This window comes from Bradyrhizobium pachyrhizi (genome assembly GCF_029714545.1).
GTDB classification, from domain to species: Bacteria; Pseudomonadota; Alphaproteobacteria; order Rhizobiales; family Xanthobacteraceae; genus Bradyrhizobium; species Bradyrhizobium pachyrhizi.
On record NZ_CP121667.1, the window covers coordinates 6,052,506 to 6,071,003 of the forward strand.

Here is an 18,498-nt window from a genome sequence, read left to right on the forward strand (position 1 = left end):
AAGGAGTCGCAAATGCCGCCAATGGTCGACAGATCCGGATCCCGAAAATGAATCAGGGACATCTTTCGAAGGTATGGGGCTGGCTGGCTGTGGCCTCGGTGCTGTTTTTGGCCACCACCACGATCTCGCTTCAGGGTGGGACGGAGTTCGTCGGCCGGCTGTTCGGCGAAAAGGCCGATGTCCCGATGAACAACGCGCCCGGAATTGCGTATTTCGGGGTCATCGTCGGCGGCGGGCTGTTCTTTCTGGCGTCCATTCCGTTCACGCTACACGTCCTTCGACCTGGCAAACATTGGGCCGCGCGTACGCCGGTTGTGTGGCTCGAAGGGCTGAACACCGACAAATGGGAAGCCAAGTTCTTCCAGGCCTGCGTCCTGTTCGTCCTGGTAGGAGCGCCGGCCGCCGGCATAGTCAAATGCTGTCTTGAGGCCGAGACTGGCGACATCTGCGAACAGGACACCTCGAACTTCTACAGGGGCGCTCAGACCACTCTTCTCTGGGCTCCCGTCGCGAAGGACGACAGGCAGATGCGCTTGCGCAAGGCGGACTCCGGAGAGGAGCCATGCAAGACCGGTGTCCAGTTGTTTCCGCGATCGTGGACGCCGTTGTTCTTCTATTTCATACCGGTGCTCGGTTTAGCCATTACGGCGCTCGGGCTCGTTCTTCTGTTCATGCCACGCAACCAAGAATCCGGCACAACACCGGAGATCACTTAAGCCGCTTTTCCCGGCAGAGGATTCCGCCACCAAGCGGATCTGTGCTACCGACCTGCCGCCGGCATCCGTCTATTTTCGCGTCCGTGTTGCACTTCGCCGGGGTATTCCTGCGCCACCTAGCACTGTGGTATGAGATCGCGTCTTCTCCATGAAGCCGACAATATTCCGCCGATGACAAGCACCTCCAGACCCAGCGCGCAGACCTTCGCACAGTTCATGGCGAGCCTCCCAAGGTCAGAGATCGACCGCGTCAACGAACTGAACCGCAAGGAAGCTATGGCGCAGCACAAGGCATTCCGCCAGGCTTTCAAAGCGGGCTCATGCAGCTTTTGTGGTAATCCCTTAACGAGCTTTGACGTCAGCAAGCCGTGCCGGCATTGGCTTCTCAAACCGGAGGGCGTCCGTAAGGAACACATCGAACAGCTGGCGACGGACCTGAGCTGGAGTATCCTCGAAAACTACGTGCGTTGGGTCGCCAACGAAGAATCCTTCGCCCAGAACATCAATGATCTCGCCGACGAAGGTACGGGGAAGCTGCTCGAGCTGACCGTTAAATTCAAGAACCTGGAGTGGTCGTTCTCCTGCGGGGCGACGGACCTCTCCGGTCACGACGGCGGCGGCGATCACTCGAAAGTCCCCCATTGGCATTTCCAGATGTATGTCGATGGCAAACCTTTCGTTCGCTACAACGATTACCATCTGCCGCTATCCGAGGCCGACGCGGGCTTCCTCGAGCTCATGCGTGCGCATCCCGGTAAGGTTCACCGGCGGCTGGCCGGCGGTACGGGCATGAGCGAAGTGTTCCACGAATCCATGCTCGAGACGCTTGTGACGCAAGGTCGGTCAGGCGCGAGCGAAGAGGAAGCCGAGCGCGCCCCGATCAAGCTCGATACGGTCATCATGGCCGACCCCGGCACGACCATCCGCGGCGAGGATATCTACAACCTCATCCAGGCGGCCCGCGCGGAGGGCGTCACGGCGACCAGTAAGATGCGTGAACTGAAGAACGTCAGCGTGCTGACTACGATCTCCGCCGGGCCGGGCGTCGTTCGTCAGGCGCCGCGTTCGAAGCGTAAACGGCGTCGTGACAGAGGTGTTGAAAAGCACGATCGAGCAAGGGACGAGCAGCAAAAGCGCGAAGCCAAAAAGCCCAAAACGTAAGATGTCGTTTCCGGCGTCGAAGGTGCTGCAGTGCCGACCAAAAGTCTTCAAAGCTCGATTTCGCTCTGGCGATTATCAACCGTTCCGCAGGCCCAGGGTCTCGACGAGGAACGGAAACCTTAGATCGTCTATGTCCGGGGCATTCTCGACCTTCGCCACCAGAGTCATCGTCAATTCGTCGCCGACATAGCGCCGAAAATTCGCGACGGCGAACCGAACGTGAATTCCGAGAGATCGTTCGCGACCGGCGCCATCTCGCCGAGAAGCTTGCGATACGCTTCATTCACGTCCGGTTCGGACAAGGCATCGGACATGCCGTGGGCGAACACGTAGTCGGAAACGAAGAAGAACGTGTTCAGCAGCGCCTTGTTGAAATAGGCCGCCCAGTCGGCCTGCTCGCTGTCGCTTTCGTTCGCCGCCTTTTCGAACGCCGCCTCGATATCGTCGATGGCCGGGTGATGGAACGCGTAGTTATTGCGGATCGTCGAGAGACCGCTGCCCTTGCCGAATCGCATCTTCAACCGGTCCAGTGCATCGGTCGCCGGGCGATCGAGTGTTGGCAAAAACTCCCTCCCAAGCGGACGTCTCAGGAAGCGGTCGTCGACCAACCGCCATGCCTCCCACATCGCGCCAATGGTCAGCCTGACGAAGATCTGCGTCTGCGCGCCCTCCAGTCGTTGCTTCACCGGATCGTTCTCGTCACCGTTGGTCAGGACGATCACCAGTTTCCAGAGCGCGTTCACCTGGTTTGACGCATGGCCGAGCGCCAGGAACAGGCAGCGCTCCTCCTTCGCTATCTTGCGCAGCAGGTCCTTCGCGACGTCCATTCTCAGGATGTCGAGCGTCAAGGCACGCTCACTTTCGGATCGTCGGTACGGACCGCGCCGGCGAACCCGGCGGGATCGCCCCCCTTCGCCTTCGCCCACGATGCCAAGTTCGGCGGGCGGTAGGACTTATCGGCCCGCCAGCGGTCGAAGACCGAGCCGTCGACGGTCTCGTTGATGCGCGAGGTCGTGGCTTGCGTTCCTTTGTCCGGCGGCAAGCCGACGGGCCGGTAGAATGGCCGTGACACGAAGCGGTAGAGCCCCCAGGCGAACTCGCGATAGGAATCCGTGACGGGCGGCGCGACCTGCGAGACATCGAGCGTGACCTCGCTACGGAAGGCGAGCCCCAGGCCGGCTGCCTTCTCCATCAGCCACTTCAGGGGCGGCTGCGCCAGCGGGTCGCTCGCGTAGCCGCCGCCGACGTTGGCGTGCGCGCCGACGAACCAACGCTGCTCGACCTTGTCGATCTGCCGTTCGGCGGCCCCTTCGTGCCCCACCCTATCCGTCCTGGTCCAGAACGTCGGCTCGAAATTCTTCCGGTGCTCGTCCAGGGCCAGCGCGTGGAAGGCGTACTCATTGTCAAGCCGCAAATGCGTGTCGAGGAACCGATATTTGCGGACCTTGGCCGCCATGCTCCACACAGGAAGGCCGAGCGAACCGACGGTGTCCCATACGCCAATGAACTTGACCTTGGTGGGTCGCGAATAGGCCGTCAGCCAGCGCTCCTCGAGTGAGGCATCGTCCGGCAGCGGCTTACCCTGCAGCGACCTGATCGTCGGGGCATCGTAGATTCGATACCGCGCGTAGAGCTGCTCGATGGACAGCGGCGCGCCAAGCCTGAGGACGCCGCACTTGCAAATCAATCCCGATAGGCTGCGCGCCGTGTACGCGCCACGGCTGAAACCGAAGATGAAGATCTCGTCGCCGTCGTCGAAATTCTGGATGAGCCACGTGTAGGCTTCGATGATCTCGTCGTCGATACCCCACCCGGTGACACCGCCTCGCGCCGATTCGCCGCGCCGGGTACCGACTCCCTGTGAATAGTACACGCACTGGTCGGCAGTCTGGGCGGTTAGGGACTTCAACCTCCAAACATTCGTGTTGTTGTTTAGCGTGTTCCAAGTGCCGTCGAGATAGATCGCGAGACGCTTCATGAGATCACTCCAATATCGACCTACAAAAACCGCGCCCTGGCATGGCGTTATCACGGCCTCCGCCATCGAGTGCGTCGACCGAACTCGTCGGTGACTATCCGGCGAATCAAATCGCTCCAGACAATCGAGCAGACAAAGAGTCAACGAAAAAGAGTTTTGATTCATGCAGAAAAGTACGTGTACCGCACCTTGCTAAACTGTCGTATCACCACCAAGTCCTCAACCGTCAGTTTCATTTATTCCTATAAGATTCGAGAAGATGCAATGGACCCACGGATTACCTATTTTCCCGTCGGCAACGGCGACTGCTCGCTGATCACCCTGAGCGACAACACTCAGATCATCATCGACTGCAACACCACTGAGGAAGCCAGCGATGAGGACGACCCCAGTCGCTACGACGTTCATCAGCATCTGCTCGATTTCGGCAAGAAGCTCGACGGCAAGATCCCCCACGTCGACGTGTTCATCCTGACCCACGCCGATCAGGATCACTGCCGCGGGTTCAACACCATGTTCTACACGGGCGACCCCGCCAAATACACGGTGAAGCACTCCAAAGAAGACCTGATCCTCATCGACGAACTGTGGTTCACCCACCGCATCTTCGCGAACCACGAGGGCGAGCTGTCGAAGTGGGCTAAGGCGTTCAAGAAGGAAGCGCAGCGCCGCATCGACCTCCATCTTGCGAACTCGTCCGAGCGCAACAAGGCCGGAAACCGCATCCGGGTCGTCGGACACAGCAACAACCCGGCTTACAAAGGACTGGGCGACCTAGTCATCACGCCGGGCAACTACATCGACATTATCGACCGGAAGAAGAAAAAGGACTTCCGCTTCTTCGTCCATGCGCCGTTCCGCAAGGAAGTCGATGACAAGCTGGCCGATCGCAACGACACCAGCGTGGTGCTGCAGGCCTGCTTCGACGTGGGAACAACGAAACACGCCGGTCTCGCCATGTTCGGCGGCGACGCCGGTGCGGCGATCTGGTCGAAGATTCTGGAGCTCAGTGACGACGATAAGCTGGCGTTCGATCTGTTCCTTGGCCCCCATCACTGTTCGTGGACGTTCTTCAGCGAGCTCGAGTACAAGCACAACAAGGTGCCGGCCGAGGACTCTCTTGCCATCCTCGGCAAGGGTCTCGATGGCGCACGCGTGATCGCATCTTGCAAGCCGATCAAAGACGACGACGACAATCCTCCGCATTTCGCGGCCAAGGAGGAGTACGAAAAGGCCGTCGGCGAGGAAAATTTCCTCAGCCTTTCGGAGGTAGGTGATCCGAAGCGCCCCCTGCCGACCACCTTCGAAATGAGCGAGAGCGGTCCGGTGTTGCTCGATCCAAAGGACGTCGGCTACGTGGATGACGCGGTCAAGAAGGTCGCGAGCACTCCGCAGACCTATGGATAAACTGCATTCTGCGTCGCAACCGAAGGAAGATGAGGAGAAACTGTCTCCGGCCATAAGGTCGGCGATCGCGGATTTGCGGGCCAAGTTCGCCGCACAGGCCGTACCGGTCCTCCACTGGAACGCCAACTATGTCGCTGTGCCTCTCACGGTCGACGTCGAACTCCCGAGCCGCGGTCCCGTCGACGGCGTCGATATCCGCAAGCGTGAACCGATCGTCCTGCTGTTCAACCGGAAATCGTTTCCGTATTTCGCGCCCTACGTCTATTCGGACCGGACCGACTTCTCGAAGACGGCGTTTCCGCACGTCAACGTTACCGGTCCTGGGACGCCGGCATGGTTGTGCCTGCATCGTGGCTCGATCGACACCTGGTTCGCCGAGCATACTGTCGTCGATCTCGTGGAGCGCGCCCGGGGTTGGCTACGCGACGCCGCCCGCAACCGCTTGGTGCCCGAGGGCGACGGTTTCGAACCCACACGCGCGGTCGACACCCTGGGCACGTTCTACTATCCGCCCGGTGACAACCTTGGACGAATTCTCGATCACTGGAAGGCCCACGGGGGCGCCGCCGGTCACGTCGTGACGTCGTTTGACCTGCTCGACGACGAGAGCATGGCCGAAATCGGCACGACGGGGTACGCGGTCCGGCAGGACGCGTTCGTCTCGTCGGAGTCCTACGCCGACCAGAAGTCGCTGGCTCTTGCAATCAATGTGCTGCAGGAAAAGCCGGAGTACAAAAGCTTTCTTCAGCGCCGGCTCTTCGGCGTACTCGTCTGGGCCGACGAGAGCACCGTGTCACGGAAGCATTTCGGCGAACTTCCGCAAACTCTCGGCGAGTTCGAGGCGTGGGCAAAGGATCTCGGACTGCCGCTCACGCGCGCTCTTGGCGACTATCTGTCGCACGAACTGCAGATCATGGCGGGCGTACCGATTGTATTGGCAGTCAGGCGGCCGCAGCAGGTACTCGGAACCGAATCCGACGTGGAGCTCCTCAATTTCCTCGTTTCGGCGGGCGGCGACCACTGTCCCAAGGACGGCGCATGGAATCCGGCCGCGACCGTCTTCCTGTCCGACCATCGTACGCCTCTGACTCCCGACTTCGCGAGGCAGATCTCGGCGCTGCCGGCAGACGGAGCGGCACAACCGACTGTCATCTTCGGCGCTGGCGCGCTCGGTTCGAAAGTCTCAGCCCACCTCGCCCGGAGCGGCAGCGTCAGGCTGAAGATCGTCGACAACGCGAAGATCGCGCCACACAACCTTGTCCGACACGCGCTGGGCGGGCGGGCCATCGGCCTTGCGAAGGCTGAAGCGCTCAAGGACGAGTTGATCAAGCTCTATCCGGGTCAACGCGATCTTCCTATCGAAGCGGTCAAGGGCTCCGCGCTGTTTCGTCTGCGCAAGGAGGGCTTCTTCGACGGGTACGCAAACCTCGTCGACATGACGGCGTCGAACATCGTGTTCAACGCGCTGCGCGACGCCGATCTTCCGGCTACAGTCCGCGTACACCGCGCGGAGATCGCGCATCGCGGAAAACTGGGACTACTGTCAATCGAAGGACAGGACCGGAACCCGCGTATCGACGACTTACAGACGCTGATCTACGATTCCGCGATCGACGACGATGGGGTCGCCGCCTGGCTCGAAGAGGTGAAGGCGACCCGCGACGATCGCGTCGGATCGGGCGGCCTCGAAGACATCCAGATTGGGCTCAGTTGCAGTTCGGCGACAATGCGGCTGGCCGACGAAGTGGTCTCGTTCCATGCGGCGGCGGTGACGCGACGGCTCCGACCGTACCTGGCCAAGGACGGTCCGTCCCGCACCGACGGCGCCGTCTATAGAAGCTTCCTCGGTGACAATGGGGACGGCAGGGCATCCACGCAGACGTTCGCGCCCACCCACGTCCTCGACGCCGATGCCGGATGGCAAATCCGGATCGCGGCCGACGCCGCCGAGACTATGTCGGCGCTGTTGCGCAAGCACAGTCCGAGCGAAACCGGCGGAATTCTTGTCGGTCGCATCGCCGCGCCCAGAAAGACCATCTACGTGACCCGCCTGGTGCCTGCCCCGCCCGACAGCCGCGGCACGCCATGGGTCTTCGCGCGAGGCACCGAGAAGCTTCCCGAAGCGCTTGATGTGGTTCACCGGAGGACCGGCAGCCTGCTGACCTACGTCGGCGAATGGCATACCCACCCAATGGGCGGCTCGGATCTCAGCGACACCGACAAGAGCGCAGTGACCAGCCTCAGATCGATACTGGATCGCGTCGGCCTGCCGACACTCGTCACGATCGTGACGCCGTCCGAAATCCGGCCTCACCTCTTCGAGCCAACGAGCCCGCCGATCGTCATCGATCCGCCGCGACGCCGGTTCAGCATCATCCGCGTGGTGCTCGGCTGGCGGCGCTAGAGGTCGTTGGCTTTCCGGCCTTCTGGGCCAGTACGGTGCAGACAAATCTGACGCCGTAGGTCGCGGCGGCGTGCCTGACGACGATCAGTTGAAGAAGCAGAATGCCGAGGTACAAGCCGAACACCTTCCACGGTGCGACGAGAAAGACGGCTGCGATGCCGAGTCCGATGAAGAACAGCAGGGCCAGACCCGTGTAGTCGCGCAGCAAGAGGAAATCACGGTGCACCTGCTGCACCGCCGGAACGTCCTGCACTTCGAGGTAGAAGCGGTACCACAGGCTGTTCTCAGCCTTCGGCTCGGTGGGAACTTTGTTGCCGCAAGCCCGCTGCAGACGGGTGAAGTCGATCCGCGGGTCCGCTTTCGCATGCACGCTGAAGGCCCGATGTCCGGGAAGTGCTTCATGCCAGCGCAGAAACACCAGCCTGTCCTTCATCGGAGAACTCAGCATGCCATTGGCGACCGTGGTGACGACGATCGCGAGACCTACAGGCAACAGATTGGCCGCGCCGGCGAGCGCGGCCTTCAGGCCCGACATCTCGAAGGTCTCCCATTGGCACGCACCGTAGAACACGACGGCGTTGGCCGCGATGATCAGCCAGAGCTGCCAACGGTTCTGATCCTTGAGCTTCTGCGACCCGCCCTTCTTCGCCATGTACCTGCCGTTCTCCGCCTCCCGGGCCTCAATCGGCTCCGCCATCAAATAGCGGCGGCATGCCATTGCACGCAACAGTCCCGGACTCGACGCCGCGCGAAATTCCGCACGACTCACGAGGACCAGACGTTGGCCGGACTCGACTCTTTGTTCAAGTTGGTGAATGCCTAGCCGGAAGAAGATGGCCGCCGCCACCCCGGTCGGCAGAAGCGCGCCAACCGCACCCGCGCACGGTCCCACCGACGGCGATAACTCAAGTGAATTGGGACGCGCGTTGCAAGATGCTGGCGCCGACGCCAGCTTGGCCGATCTGTACAAGTATACTCCGCGACTTTCCCGAATCGCCCGCTACTCGCTTTGCGTCACCCGTCACACACTGCGGAAGGATCGTCCAAATACAGGAGATGGAGCTGCCGGTGTCCGGACGTCGGCCAGATCCGCGTCAACGCCGCCTACATTGAGTCGGCACGTTTTGATGAGTTTGGTGCGCATCACGCTCTTCCGATGGGCACGCCGTTCGAACTTCTCCGATCGCGACCGGCGCCGCCGGAAAATATCAAGTCGACGCGCCTCATGGAGATCGCTATATTGCTCGATATAAGCCACTGTTATTAAAGGAATTTTTTTGTCATCATGTCGCACCCTCGACTGGCGACAACGAGAAGGCGTCCATGGATATTCAAACAAAGGCGGGCGGAGAGGATCCGCTTGTCGTAACTCAATTCTACTACTCGCAGACGTTTCCGTATCTGATGATGAAACATCACGCGGAAATTCGTCGGCGACTCGTCGATGTTCCTCGGCAACTTCGACAACGCGAGTTGGCACCCCAACTCATCGCGTTGGGCGAAGCCGCTGGCGATCCAGCGTGGCTCATCTATCGCGCGTATCTCGACAAGATCGAAGCGGAGATCGCAACGCTCGTTTGCGGTCACTCTCCTGGCTTCTGGTTTCATCTCCACCGGCGCCTGCGCCCCATGCTCGCGGAGGAGCACGGACTCAAGAACGACGCCACGACCGTGTTGTTGGTGCGCCGGATCGCGGAGCTCGCCTATGCGAAGCACGGCGCGCTGAACGAGACCGACGACCTCGGTCCCGTCCGTCGTACGAGGTTGCAGACCCTCCTCGACGGCGCTTGGTATGAGGCCATGGCCGAGGTGTACGGAGGAAAGTTGAAGGCGAAGAAGGCGTACCAGGCTTTGCGAGAAACGGATCAGATCGTCATGACGGACTTCCGCAGATCGGATTTGATCGACGTCTTCGCCATCGAGGGGCTTTGCTACGAATACTGGTGGGCGTCGGCGGCGATGCGATCGATCGGCAAGGGGTCCATCGTTAAATGGGACGCTACGCTCGGTTCGCACCGCTATAAAGACAGCGATGTCAATCCGCTCTCGTTCGAACTGTACGACGAAAGGAACGCTGAGAACTTTGGCTTTCGCACTCGGCTCGGGACATGGCTTGACGAAGAGAATGCCGGCGAAGCCGAAGCCGAACGCGGCGATACGATCAAGTTTGCGCAGATGAAACCGAACCCTAAGACCGAGGAGTATCCGGCCTGGGACAGCGCCACTGGTCGATTCGCGCGCGGGTACGGCGCCACCAACTTTGAGATCGGAACGTTCTCATTGGCGCAATTCCGCAACGAAAACGCATTTATGGTCGAGCCGTTCAAGCTGAAGTACGGGATCGATTTCGACGCGGTACTGTTCGCCGTTTGGGCTGCGGCGTTCTTCGGTACGTACGTCGGCATCACGATGCATCATTCGACGTGGGCGCAAAGCCGCAACAGGACAATGAGCAACTTCACGAACTTGATGTTTCGCGGTTACACGATGGTCAACTTCGATTCTGACGAGCTCGCGAATGAAGCGGTTTGGTTCGCGAAGCAACTGGGGCACGAAAAGGCATTTGCCGTCGGAGAGGTGCGCAAAGCCGTCGAATTCATATCGTTGAGTGAAACGGCTCAAAAGAACATCGGTCTTTGGAGTGGCGGCAAGCGTCCAATCCTTATTCCCTCGATGGGCAAGCTCATGATCGATCTGGCGGCGATCCTTCCGGCACTTCAGACAATCTTCGTCGGCCTCCGCAAGGCGCCCGGCGGCGGCGTAAGCTTTGAGAATGCAGTCCGCAAGGCGATCCGAGCTCGCGGTCTCGACCTCTGCCTCGAAGGCGATCTCAAATGGAAGAGCGGGAATCCGCGCGAAGTCGATGCCGCGGTTCGGATCGGCGATCGACTCGTTTTGATCGAATGTTTCTCTTATGAAATGCCGCTCGACTTCGAAGTGGGAAAACCCAGCGTCTTCGACAAGAGAAAGAAGTTCATCGTCGAGAAGCTCGATCAGGCGCAGTCGCTTGCGGAACGGGTTGCAAAAGAACCCAAGGGCACGAACTTCGATGTGTCTTGGGCCAAATCGATCGAATGGCGGGTTGTGTCACCGTTCGTCGAATTCGCGTGGCAGATCGACGAACCGCTGTACGACGAAGCGGGAGTGCCGCGCATGCTTCAAGTTCATGAGCTTCTGGATCACCTGACTGACGGACGCGTGCCTACCGAAGCCTTGGTCCCCTTGATCAAGGAGATGCGGAAGCTCGAACTCCAGGGCATATGGTACTGAAGGGATCTCCGCCAGCGTTCGGCGCCGCTTAATCAGGTGCTAGACTAGCGACAGAATAATTTCATCGAATTGGCTGCCCCTAGGGGCATCAAAAGAAAATAAATCTCGCCGAGCGCCAACGCCCGGTAGCAGAAGGAGCCATGCACCTACCGCCCCGTTCTTAAACCGTCATCGCCCCGGTCTAAGTGTGTCGGCATATACGCGCCGGTAGCAATCCGTGGCGATCCGTCGCCACTATTCGTCGCGATAGACCTTCTCGCGCTTCTCGTGGCGTTCCTGCGCCTCCACCGACAGCGTTGCGATCGGGCGGGCTTCGAGCCGCTTCAGCGAGATCGGTTCACCGGTCTCTTCGCAATAGCCGTAGGTGTTGTCTTCGATGCGCTGGAGCGCCGCGTCGATCTTGGAGATCAGCTTGCGCTGACGGTCGCGGGCACGAAGTTCGATCGCGCGGTCGGTTTCCGAGGACGCTCGGTCCGCGAGGTCGGGATGATTGACGTTCTCTTCCTGCAACGTCTGCAACGTGACCTTCGATTCGCGGAGGATCTCATCCTTCCAGGCCAGCAGCTTGGCGCGGAAATAATCGCGCTGCCGCTCATTCATGAAAGGCTCTTTTTCAGTCGGCCGGTAGTTCTTCAGCTTTTCCAAAGGCAGCCATGTCCCTGTCAGGCGGAGGGAACACAACCCCTCCGCGCGGCGCCTTATATAGCCACGTCATGTGACAGACAATATCTGCCACCGCGAAAGGCGGGCCGCCCCCAAGGCCTTGCACAGGCAAACTTATCCGCCTTGCCCGGGGACGGCCCTGCCCCCTCAATAGCCGACCGTGAAACGCTGGCGGATATGGGCCGGGCGCTCGATTTCGTCGGCGAGTGCAACTGCGAAATCCTCGAACGAGATCGAGCTTTTGCCGTCGGCGGCGGTCAGCAGCTGGTCGGTTCCGAGGCGGAACTTGCCGGTCCGCTCGCCCGCCACGAACAGTGCCGAGGGCGACAAAAAGGTCCAGTTCAGGTCCTTTTCCTGGCGCAGCAGGTCGAGGAATTCAGCCCCCTTGGAGGCCTCGGCCTTGTATTGGGGCGGAAAATTGGGGGTGGTCACCAGGCGGACGCCCGGCGCCACCTCAAGGCTGCCGGCGCCGCCGACCACGAGATAGCGACCGATCCCGGATGCCTTGGCAGCCCCGATCAGCTTGGCGGGGTCGCTGACCAGGAAATGGATCGAACTGACCGCGGCATCGTGGCCGGCCCACAGCGCGGCCAGGGCGGCCTGGTCGTTCGCGTCACCCTTGCGGGCGGTGACATTGGGCAGGCTGGCGATCTTCTCCGGGTTGCGGGCGATGGCGGTGACGGCGTGGCCGCGGCCGGCGAGTTCCGCGGCGATGCGCGAGCCGGCCTGGCCGGACGCGCCGGCGATGGCGATCTTCATCTCAAGTCTCCGATTGATGGTTTCCAATGGTGACTAGATAGCGAAAAGGATGTAGGTGTGAAGAAGGCACTCTCGCCTCACCTGATCACGCCGGAGTAACCGCGATGAAAGCCACGAGCCTCAAGCCGGACGCCTATGCCGCCAATTGCCCGACGCGCCAGATCCTCGACCGGGTCGGCGATAAATGGGCGGTGCTGATCCTGCTGCTGCTGCGCAGCGAGCCGATGCGCTTCAACCAGCTTCGACGCGCGATCGAAGGCATCTCGCAGAAGATGCTGTCGCAGGTGCTGAAAAGCCTGGAGCGCGACGGGCTGCTGCGCCGCCGGGCGATCGCAACGGTGCCGGTGACGGTGGAGTATTCAATCACGCCGCTCGGATCGACGCTCGCCGAAGCCGTCGATCCGCTGCGCGACTGGGCCGAACGGAATCTGAAGGACGTGCTGGCCGCGCAGCGCCGCTACGACGCGCAGCGCAAGGCGCTGGCGGCCTGAGGCACTGCGGCCTGAAGGCACTGGCGGCGTGGGACAGGTGAGTTGATCGAGTGGAGCCTAGTATTGCCCGGCCTTGGCGAGCTCGACCTCGACGCGCAGTTCGATCTCGCCGAGCACGGCATCGAGGCCGGGGTCGCCGGAGGATTCCTTCAGGCTCGCCGCGGCGTCACGCAGCCGGTTCACTGTCGAGGAATCGAAATTGCCGGACAGCAGGCCGAGCTTGAGCGCATCGAGCACGTCGAGCGCGCCCTTGCCGCGGGCCACCGACCGCTTGCGGCGCTCGGTCGGGTCTTCGACGCCCTGCAGCGCGAGCAGCGCATCGAGGCTGGCGGCGGCCTTCGGCGCCGCGGTAGAGCGCACCTCCTCCTGCGCGGTCGTCGCATCCGGCAGCGAGAAGCCGCTCGACGAGGTGCGCCGCGTGGAGCTGGTGGACGTGCCAAGCGTGGTGCCGTTCGGTCCGTAGATGCGCATCGTCGTGATCCCGCAGGCCTGAATGGGCCGAGCATCGCTGTTTTATGGTTAACGGCGCGTAAACGACCCGGCAATTTCTGCCGCCGCGCGGCAGTTTCGCGCTCCCTGACGAACCGGAGCAAAATGACAGCCCGACAATTTCGATAAATATATCAACGCATTGCCCAAGCGAGGCGGAGTGGCACGCAGCTCGCATGGTTAATGGCGGATCGCCGTCATGGGAGTGTCGTGTGATCCGCGAGTTCAGTTCGAGGGGAGCATCGGGATGCCCGGCATCCGCATCGCAAATCTGTTCGGAGTGGCCTGCGCCGCGCTGCTGGCGCTGGCGGCCTCCGTCATGCCCGCGGCCGCGACGTCGCGGATCAAGGATCTCGCCAATATCGAGGGCGTGCGCCAGAACCAGCTGATCGGCTACGGCCTCGTGGTTGGCCTCAACGGCACCGGCGATACGCTCAACAACATCCCCTTCACCAAGCAATCGCTGCAAGCGATGCTCGAACGCATGGGTGTCAACATCCGCGGCGCCACCATCCGCACCGGCAACGTCGCTGCCGTGATGGTGACCGGCAATCTGCCGGCGTTCGGCACCCAGGGCACGCGCATGGACGTCACCGTCTCGGCGCTCGGCGATGCCAAGAACCTGCAGGGCGGCACCCTGCTCGTTACCCCCCTGCTCGGCGCCGACGGCAATGTCTATGCGGTGGCGCAGGGATCGGTGGCGGTCGCCGGCTTCGCGGCCGAGGGTGCCGCCGCCAGCGTCGTGCGCGGCGTGCCGACCGTCGGCCGGATCGCCAACGGCGCCATCATCGAGCGCGAGATCGAGTTCGCGCTCAACCGCCTGCCCAATGTGCGCCTCGCGCTGCGCAACGCCGACTTCACCACCGCCAAGCGGATCGCCGCCGCGGTCAACGACTATCTCGGCGTCAAGACCGCCGAGCCGATCGATCCCTCCACGGTGCAGCTTGCGATCCCGACGGAGTTCAAGGGCAACGTCGTCGCCTTCCTGACCGAGATCGAGCAGCTGCAGGTCGATCCCGATCTCGTGGCGAAGATCGTGATCGACGAGCGTTCCGGCATCATCGTGATGGGCCGCGACGTTCGCGTCGCCACCGTCGCCGTCGCGCAGGGAAATCTCACCGTATCGATCTCCGAGAGTCCGCAGGTCAGCCAGCCCAATCCGCTGTCGCGCGGCCGGACTGTCGTGACGCCGCGCACCAGCGTCGGCGTCAGCGAGGACGGCAAGAAGTTCGCCGTGGTCAAGGATGGCGTCTCGCTGCAACAGCTGGTCGACGGCCTCAACGGCCTCGGCATCGGACCGCGCGACCTCATCAGCATCCTGCAGGCGATCAAGGCCGCCGGCGCGATCGAAGCCGACATCGAGGTGATGTGATGGCGAGCCTGATCAACAGCACCACCGGCAGCATGCCGAACAAGGCGTTGATGCCGATGTTCAACGGCCGCCCCGATCCCGTGCTGCAGGACGCGCTGAAGAAGGTGACGCCGCAGCAGGCCGCCAAGGCGAAGGCGACTGCGACCGATTTCGAATCGATGTTTCTCAACTCGATGTTCTCGCAGATGACGACCGGCCTGAAGGGCGACGGCCCGTACGGCGACACCGTCGGCACCGGCGCATGGCGGTCGATGCTGACCGACGAATACTCGAAGAATTTCGCCAAGGCCGGCGGCGTCGGCATTTCCAACGAAGTGTTCCGCTCGCTGATCCTGCAGCAGGCGAACAAGAGCTAGGGTTTCAAGGAGCAGCGCGATGAACCAGCGTCCACAGCAGCCGCGGCCAGTAGCATCCGCCTCCGCCGCGCGGTCCGCGACGTCGACGCCGCCGGACGTCGCGCGTCTCGCCAACGAGCTGACCGAAGTGATGAGCGGCCTGCTTGCCGTCATCGAGCAGGAGACCGAGTTCGTCCGCGCCGGCAATATCCGCGAAGGCATGCGGCTCGAGCCGCAGAAGTCCGAGCTGTCGCGGCGCTACATGCTCGCGGTGGAGCATCTGAAATCGATGCAGAAGATGCTGTCGCAGACCGATCCCGAGCTGCTCGCGACACTGCGCCGTCATCACGAGACGTTCCGCGCCATGCTGCAGGTGAATTTGACCGTGCTTGCAACGGCGCATGCCGTCTCCGAAGGCATCGTGCGCGGCGTCAATGCCGAGGTGCAGCGCCGCAACATTCCGAACACCTATACCGCAAGCGGACAGCGCGCCACGCCGGGCCCGCGCAACATGACGCCGATCGCGATCAGCCGCACGCTCTGACGCCTACGCTTACAATTTAGCTCAATTCGACGCCGCCCCGGCAGCGCGGCATTCAGCGTGTTTTCTAACAGCCTATTGAGAGGTTCCCCGTAGAGTTGCGGATCGTGAGGGGTTGGGATTTGACTCAAGCGAACTAGTGCCTGTGCACTACGAGGCTGCCATGAGTACAGATTTCAACATCAAGCCGGTGGGGGCACCGGTCGCGGCGCCGATGGTCTCTCCCACGAGCGATACGGCGCAGAAGGCGGTGAAGACTGAACTGCCGGCGAGCCAGAGCGTCACCGCTCCGGAGCCGAGCGTGCGCGTCACCATCGATCCCAACGCCGTCAACGCATCGATTTCAAATCAGGCTCCGTCGGTCAGCGACCAGGTCATCATCGACCGCGACGCGCGCGCCGTGGTCTATCAGGTGGTCGATAATCGCACGAATTTGGTGGTGAGGCAGTTTCCCGAAGAAGCCGTGTTGCGCCGCCGCGCCTATTTCCACGCGCTCGATCTCAGCAAGGACGCGCCGACGCGGGTGCGCGCCACCGATCGCCGCGCCTAAAGCATGATCCGGAAAAGTGCGAAGCGGTTTTCCGAAAAGATCATGCTCAAACAAAGAGCTAAGGCGCGATGACGATTCAACCTAATCTCATCGCGCTCTAGGCGGAGCAACGACCGCTCAGGTCTTCTGCGTGGCATAGGCCTTGTCGAGATAGGTCGCCCCGGTGGCCGGATCGGTGACGACATTGGCGATCAACGCCGTCCCCTGCTGCACCAGCGCGAACTTGGTATCGCCGATCCGGAACCCGCCGTCCTTGATCAGCACGTCCTGATACTTGCTGGTGCCGTCGCTTTGATAGTGGACCTTGGCGCGGAAGCCATCGACGTTGGACACCGAGATGTTGAACGACTTGTTGTTGGCGTACTTGCCGCTCCAGCTTCCCTCATAGAGGTTCGGATCGACGGCCACATAGGGCGTCTTCGACGGGACCGTCAGGCCGGCGGCCTTGTAGTTGGCCGACAGGATGCTCAACACGTCGGCCATGCCGAGGGCTCCGTCAGGAATCGATCGATCAGCCGCGACCCGAAAGGCCGGCGGCGATATTGCAGTTGATATCGATCAGCGACTTCAGTTTCGCCGGATCCGGATTCATCTGGATGTCGACGGTCTGCTTCATCACGAACACGCCGATATTGGCGATGTTCTGGCGAATCTCGAGCGGCTGCGGATTGTCGTCGCCCTGCGCGGCGCTGAGAAAGATCGACCACAGCCGGCGGTTGAACAGCAACGCGTGATCGAGCGCCTTGTCGGGACCGTTCCAGTTCGTCTGGACTTCCTGCAGCTGCCGCGCGGCCTTCAACAGCGCCTGCGCTTCGATTTCACGTGGGGACGCCGTCGTCGTGGAGGTACGAGCGTAGGCCTGGGCTGCATTCGACATTCAATGACCTCGATGGGATGCGGATTTCTCGAGCCGCGAAGACGCAATTCTAGCGCCCGATATTTATGCATCCGGCGCCTTTAAATATGGTTAGCAGCCGTTACGAAATGCGTCGTTCTGACGGCATGGACAGACACCGTAATATCCCGTAGACAAAAGAAAACGGCGGGGTTTCCCCCGCCGTTCTCGAAGCACTTGCCGGCGCGCTTAGCGGAGCAGCTGCAGCACGCTCTGCTGGCTCTGGTTGGCGAGCGCCAGCGCGGAGACCGCGATCGACTGGCGGGTCGACAGCGCCTGGCTGTTGGCCGCTTCCTCGTTGGTGTCGGCCAGCGTCAGGTTGGACGAACCGGTCTGCAGCACGTTGATCAGGTTCTTCGAGAAGTCCTGACGGATCTGCACGATCGACAGGTTCGAACCGAGCGTCGAGGCTTCGCTGCGCAACGCGGAGCTCGCCGAGCTCAGCGACGAGATGACGCTGTTCGCCGAGTTGTTGTCGAGGAAGTCGGTGCCGGCGGTCAGCGCCTTCAGACCGAGGCCGCTGGCATTGAAGGTGACGCCGGTGATGCTGAGCGTCGACTTGCCGGTCTCGTTGAAAGTCAGCTTCAGGCTGTCGCCGTTCAACAGGTTGATGCCGTTGAACGAGGCGTCCTGCGCCGTGGTCGTGATCTGCGCGATGGTGTTGTTGTATTGCGTCACTAGAGCGGCGCGCGCCGACTGCGAGGCCTGGTCGGCGACCGGGGCCGTGCCGGCCGCGCTGAACGTCGCGGTGCCGCCGCCGGTGTTGGTGAAGGTCACCGCACCGATCGTCGAGGACGCCGCGTCATTGGTCGTGGTGATGACGAGCTTGTTGGAGCTGTCGAGGCTCGCCGTCAGGTTGCTGGCCGCCAGCGACGTGTTCAGCTGCGCCAGCGACGTGCTGGCCCCGAAGGTGAAGCTGAAGGCGGGTTGGCCGGCCGAAGCCGCGATCGCCAGCACGTCGCCGCTCTTGATCGTGGTGCCGTCGACGAGGTTGGCAGACGTACCGCCGAGCGCCGCGGTCGAGGTGACCTGCGACCTGGTGGTGTAGCCGGTCGGGCTCTGCAGCACCTGGTTGGCGATCGACTTCGCGGTATCGACCAGCTTCTGCAGCGAGGTGATGCCGGTGTTGGCGGCCTGCAGCACCTGCACACCGTTGCCGATGCCGTCGAGCAGGTTGTTGATGTCGCTGGCGCGGTTGTCGAGCGACTGCGCGGTGAAGAAGTTGGTCGGGTTGTCGAGCGCCGTGTTGACCTTCTTGCCGGTGGCAAGGCGGTTCTGCGTCGTGGAGAGCAGATCGGCGGTGGACTGGAGGGAGAGGAGGTTCTGACGAACGGAGGACGAGAGAATGATATCGGACATTTCATACCTTTCTGGTGTGAAACTGAGGAAAAAGCCGCTCCAATCCTTTCTGATCGGGCGGATGGCCGATCCTGCGGTCAAGCCGCGAAGGAAAAAGAAATCTCCAGC

At 61.8% G+C, this 18,498-nt stretch carries 19 protein-coding genes; 10 read left to right on the forward strand and 9 right to left on the reverse strand.

Going from position 1 to position 18,498, the window contains the following annotated elements:
• Positions 1–47: 47 nt before the first annotated feature.
• Both QA639_RS28835 and QA639_RS28840 read left to right on the forward strand, forming a co-directional pair.
• Entirely contained in the window at positions 48–716 is a 669-nt protein-coding gene (locus QA639_RS28835) for a hypothetical protein (RefSeq protein WP_283087818.1), read from the forward strand.
• A 171-nt stretch (positions 717–887) separates the two neighbouring features.
• Entirely contained in the window at positions 888–1,877 is a 990-nt protein-coding gene (locus tag QA639_RS28840; protein ID WP_283087819.1) for a hypothetical protein, read from the forward strand.
• 170 nt (positions 1,878–2,047) lie between these two features.
• Here the strand turns inward: QA639_RS28840 and QA639_RS28845 are convergent, their stop codons facing one another.
• Positions 2,048–2,725 carry a hypothetical protein gene (locus QA639_RS28845; RefSeq protein ID WP_283087820.1) on the reverse strand — a complete coding sequence of 226 codons (678 nt, stop codon included), beginning with the start codon at positions 2,723–2,725 and terminating at the stop codon, positions 2,048–2,050.
• Positions 2,722–3,855, reverse strand: a complete 1,134-nt coding sequence (locus tag QA639_RS28850) for a T6SS phospholipase effector Tle1-like catalytic domain-containing protein (RefSeq protein WP_283087821.1) — start codon at positions 3,853–3,855, stop codon at positions 2,722–2,724. Before QA639_RS28850 ends, QA639_RS28845 begins: the two co-directional genes overlap by 4 nt.
• Before the next feature lie 177 nt (positions 3,856–4,032).
• Here QA639_RS28850 and mblB point away from each other — a divergent pair, with 177 nt between their 5' ends.
• Both mblB and cap2-3 read left to right on the forward strand, forming a co-directional pair.
• Positions 4,033–5,262, forward strand: coding sequence for an anti-phage 6A-MBL system MBL-fold protein (gene mblB / locus QA639_RS28855; protein WP_283087822.1), 1,230 nt, complete (start codon positions 4,033–4,035; stop codon positions 5,260–5,262).
• Positions 5,255–7,666, forward strand: a complete 2,412-nt coding sequence (gene cap2-3 / locus QA639_RS28860) for an anti-phage 6A-MBL system cap2_3 protein (RefSeq protein WP_283087823.1) — start codon at positions 5,255–5,257, stop codon at positions 7,664–7,666. Before mblB ends, cap2-3 begins: the two co-directional genes overlap by 8 nt.
• Here the strand turns inward: cap2-3 and QA639_RS28865 are convergent.
• A complete protein-coding gene (locus QA639_RS28865; protein WP_283087824.1) occupies positions 7,635–8,513 on the reverse strand; it encodes a hypothetical protein in 879 nt (292 codons plus the stop codon). The genes cap2-3 and QA639_RS28865 overlap by 32 nt on opposite strands.
• A 476-nt stretch (positions 8,514–8,989) precedes the next feature.
• On the opposite strand from QA639_RS28865, the gene QA639_RS28870 reads away from it, so the two are divergent.
• Positions 8,990–10,936, forward strand: coding sequence for a hypothetical protein (locus QA639_RS28870; RefSeq protein ID WP_283087825.1), 1,947 nt, complete (start codon positions 8,990–8,992; stop codon positions 10,934–10,936).
• Positions 10,937–11,170: 234 nt separating this feature from the next.
• Here QA639_RS28870 and dksA read toward each other — a convergent pair whose 3' ends face one another.
• Together dksA and QA639_RS28880 are read right to left on the reverse strand one after the other, a co-directional pair.
• The gene (dksA, locus tag QA639_RS28875; RefSeq protein WP_170991616.1) at positions 11,171–11,536 is read right to left on the reverse strand and encodes an RNA polymerase-binding protein DksA; all 366 of its coding nucleotides are present in this window, start codon (positions 11,534–11,536) and stop codon (positions 11,171–11,173) included.
• A 210-nt stretch (positions 11,537–11,746) separates the two neighbouring features.
• Complete coding sequence (locus tag QA639_RS28880; RefSeq protein ID WP_157343138.1) at positions 11,747–12,358, reverse strand: NAD(P)-dependent oxidoreductase; 612 nt, start codon at positions 12,356–12,358, stop codon at positions 11,747–11,749.
• A 104-nt stretch (positions 12,359–12,462) separates the two neighbouring features.
• On the opposite strand from QA639_RS28880, the gene QA639_RS28885 reads away from it, so the two are divergent.
• Positions 12,463–12,849: a winged helix-turn-helix transcriptional regulator gene (locus tag QA639_RS28885; protein ID WP_028337693.1), complete on the forward strand. Its 387-nt coding sequence runs from the start codon at positions 12,463–12,465 to the stop codon at positions 12,847–12,849.
• Positions 12,850–12,906: 57 nt separating this feature from the next.
• On the opposite strand, the gene QA639_RS28890 is transcribed toward QA639_RS28885, so the two are convergent.
• Positions 12,907–13,320, reverse strand: coding sequence for a flagellar assembly protein FliX (locus tag QA639_RS28890; protein WP_028337694.1), 414 nt, complete (start codon positions 13,318–13,320; stop codon positions 12,907–12,909).
• 265 nt (positions 13,321–13,585) lie between these two features.
• On the opposite strand from QA639_RS28890, the gene QA639_RS28895 reads away from it, so the two are divergent.
• The 4 genes from QA639_RS28895 (at position 13,586) to QA639_RS28910 (ending at position 16,136) form a co-directional block, all read left to right on the forward strand.
• Positions 13,586–14,710: a flagellar basal body P-ring protein FlgI gene (locus QA639_RS28895; RefSeq protein ID WP_038385504.1), complete on the forward strand. Its 1,125-nt coding sequence runs from the start codon at positions 13,586–13,588 to the stop codon at positions 14,708–14,710.
• The gene (gene flgJ, locus QA639_RS28900; RefSeq protein WP_028337696.1) at positions 14,710–15,066 is read left to right on the forward strand and encodes a flagellar assembly peptidoglycan hydrolase FlgJ; all 357 of its coding nucleotides are present in this window, start codon (positions 14,710–14,712) and stop codon (positions 15,064–15,066) included. The genes QA639_RS28895 and flgJ overlap by 1 nt, the downstream gene beginning before the upstream one ends.
• Before the next feature lie 19 nt (positions 15,067–15,085).
• Positions 15,086–15,589 (forward strand): hypothetical protein, encoded by a 504-nt coding sequence (locus QA639_RS28905; protein WP_028337697.1) that lies wholly within the window; start codon positions 15,086–15,088, stop codon positions 15,587–15,589.
• Between the two features lie 160 nt (positions 15,590–15,749).
• Positions 15,750–16,136 (forward strand): hypothetical protein, encoded by a 387-nt coding sequence (locus tag QA639_RS28910; protein WP_028337698.1) that lies wholly within the window; start codon positions 15,750–15,752, stop codon positions 16,134–16,136.
• Between the two features lie 117 nt (positions 16,137–16,253).
• Here the strand turns inward: QA639_RS28910 and QA639_RS28915 are convergent, their stop codons facing one another.
• The 3 genes from QA639_RS28915 to QA639_RS28925 all read right to left on the reverse strand — a co-directional run bounded on the left by QA639_RS28915 (position 16,254) and on the right by QA639_RS28925 (position 18,390).
• A complete protein-coding gene (locus QA639_RS28915) occupies positions 16,254–16,619 on the reverse strand; it encodes a hypothetical protein (protein WP_016846761.1) in 366 nt (121 codons plus the stop codon).
• A 28-nt stretch (positions 16,620–16,647) separates the two neighbouring features.
• Positions 16,648–17,013, reverse strand: a complete 366-nt coding sequence (gene flaF, locus QA639_RS28920) for a flagellar biosynthesis regulator FlaF (RefSeq protein ID WP_016846762.1) — start codon at positions 17,011–17,013, stop codon at positions 16,648–16,650.
• Positions 17,014–17,220: 207 nt separating this feature from the next.
• A complete protein-coding gene (locus tag QA639_RS28925) occupies positions 17,221–18,390 on the reverse strand; it encodes a flagellin N-terminal helical domain-containing protein (RefSeq protein WP_028337699.1) in 1,170 nt (389 codons plus the stop codon).
• Between the last annotated feature and the right edge of the window lie 108 nt (positions 18,391–18,498).

Excerpts from the sequence above, each read along its gene's own strand:
- dksA (WP_170991616.1), bottom strand. The coding sequence starts at position 11,536 with ATGAATGAGCGGCAGCGCGATTATTTCCGCGCCAAGCTGCTGGCCTGG.
- QA639_RS28915 (WP_016846761.1), bottom strand. The coding sequence starts at position 16,619 with ATGGCCGACGTGTTGAGCATCCTGTCGGCCAACTACAAGGCCGCCGGC.
- QA639_RS28850 (WP_283087821.1), bottom strand. The coding sequence starts at position 3,855 with ATGAAGCGTCTCGCGATCTATCTCGACGGCACTTGGAACACGCTAAAC.
- QA639_RS28880 (WP_157343138.1), bottom strand. The coding sequence starts at position 12,358 with ATGAAGATCGCCATCGCCGGCGCGTCCGGCCAGGCCGGCTCGCGCATC.
- QA639_RS28895 (WP_038385504.1), top strand. The coding sequence starts at position 13,586 with ATGCCCGGCATCCGCATCGCAAATCTGTTCGGAGTGGCCTGCGCCGCG.
- QA639_RS28925 (WP_028337699.1), bottom strand. The coding sequence starts at position 18,390 with ATGTCCGATATCATTCTCTCGTCCTCCGTTCGTCAGAACCTCCTCTCC.
- QA639_RS28910 (WP_028337698.1), top strand. The coding sequence starts at position 15,750 with ATGAGTACAGATTTCAACATCAAGCCGGTGGGGGCACCGGTCGCGGCG.
- QA639_RS28905 (WP_028337697.1), top strand. The coding sequence starts at position 15,086 with ATGAACCAGCGTCCACAGCAGCCGCGGCCAGTAGCATCCGCCTCCGCC.
- cap2-3 (WP_283087823.1), top strand. The coding sequence starts at position 5,255 with ATGGATAAACTGCATTCTGCGTCGCAACCGAAGGAAGATGAGGAGAAA.
- flgJ (WP_028337696.1), top strand. The coding sequence starts at position 14,710 with ATGGCGAGCCTGATCAACAGCACCACCGGCAGCATGCCGAACAAGGCG.
- QA639_RS28840 (WP_283087819.1), top strand. The coding sequence starts at position 888 with ATGACAAGCACCTCCAGACCCAGCGCGCAGACCTTCGCACAGTTCATG.
- QA639_RS28870 (WP_283087825.1), top strand. The coding sequence starts at position 8,990 with ATGGATATTCAAACAAAGGCGGGCGGAGAGGATCCGCTTGTCGTAACT.
- QA639_RS28885 (WP_028337693.1), top strand. The coding sequence starts at position 12,463 with ATGAAAGCCACGAGCCTCAAGCCGGACGCCTATGCCGCCAATTGCCCG.
- QA639_RS28890 (WP_028337694.1), bottom strand. The coding sequence starts at position 13,320 with ATGCGCATCTACGGACCGAACGGCACCACGCTTGGCACGTCCACCAGC.
- flaF (WP_016846762.1), bottom strand. The coding sequence starts at position 17,013 with ATGTCGAATGCAGCCCAGGCCTACGCTCGTACCTCCACGACGACGGCG.
- QA639_RS28835 (WP_283087818.1), top strand. The coding sequence starts at position 48 with ATGAATCAGGGACATCTTTCGAAGGTATGGGGCTGGCTGGCTGTGGCC.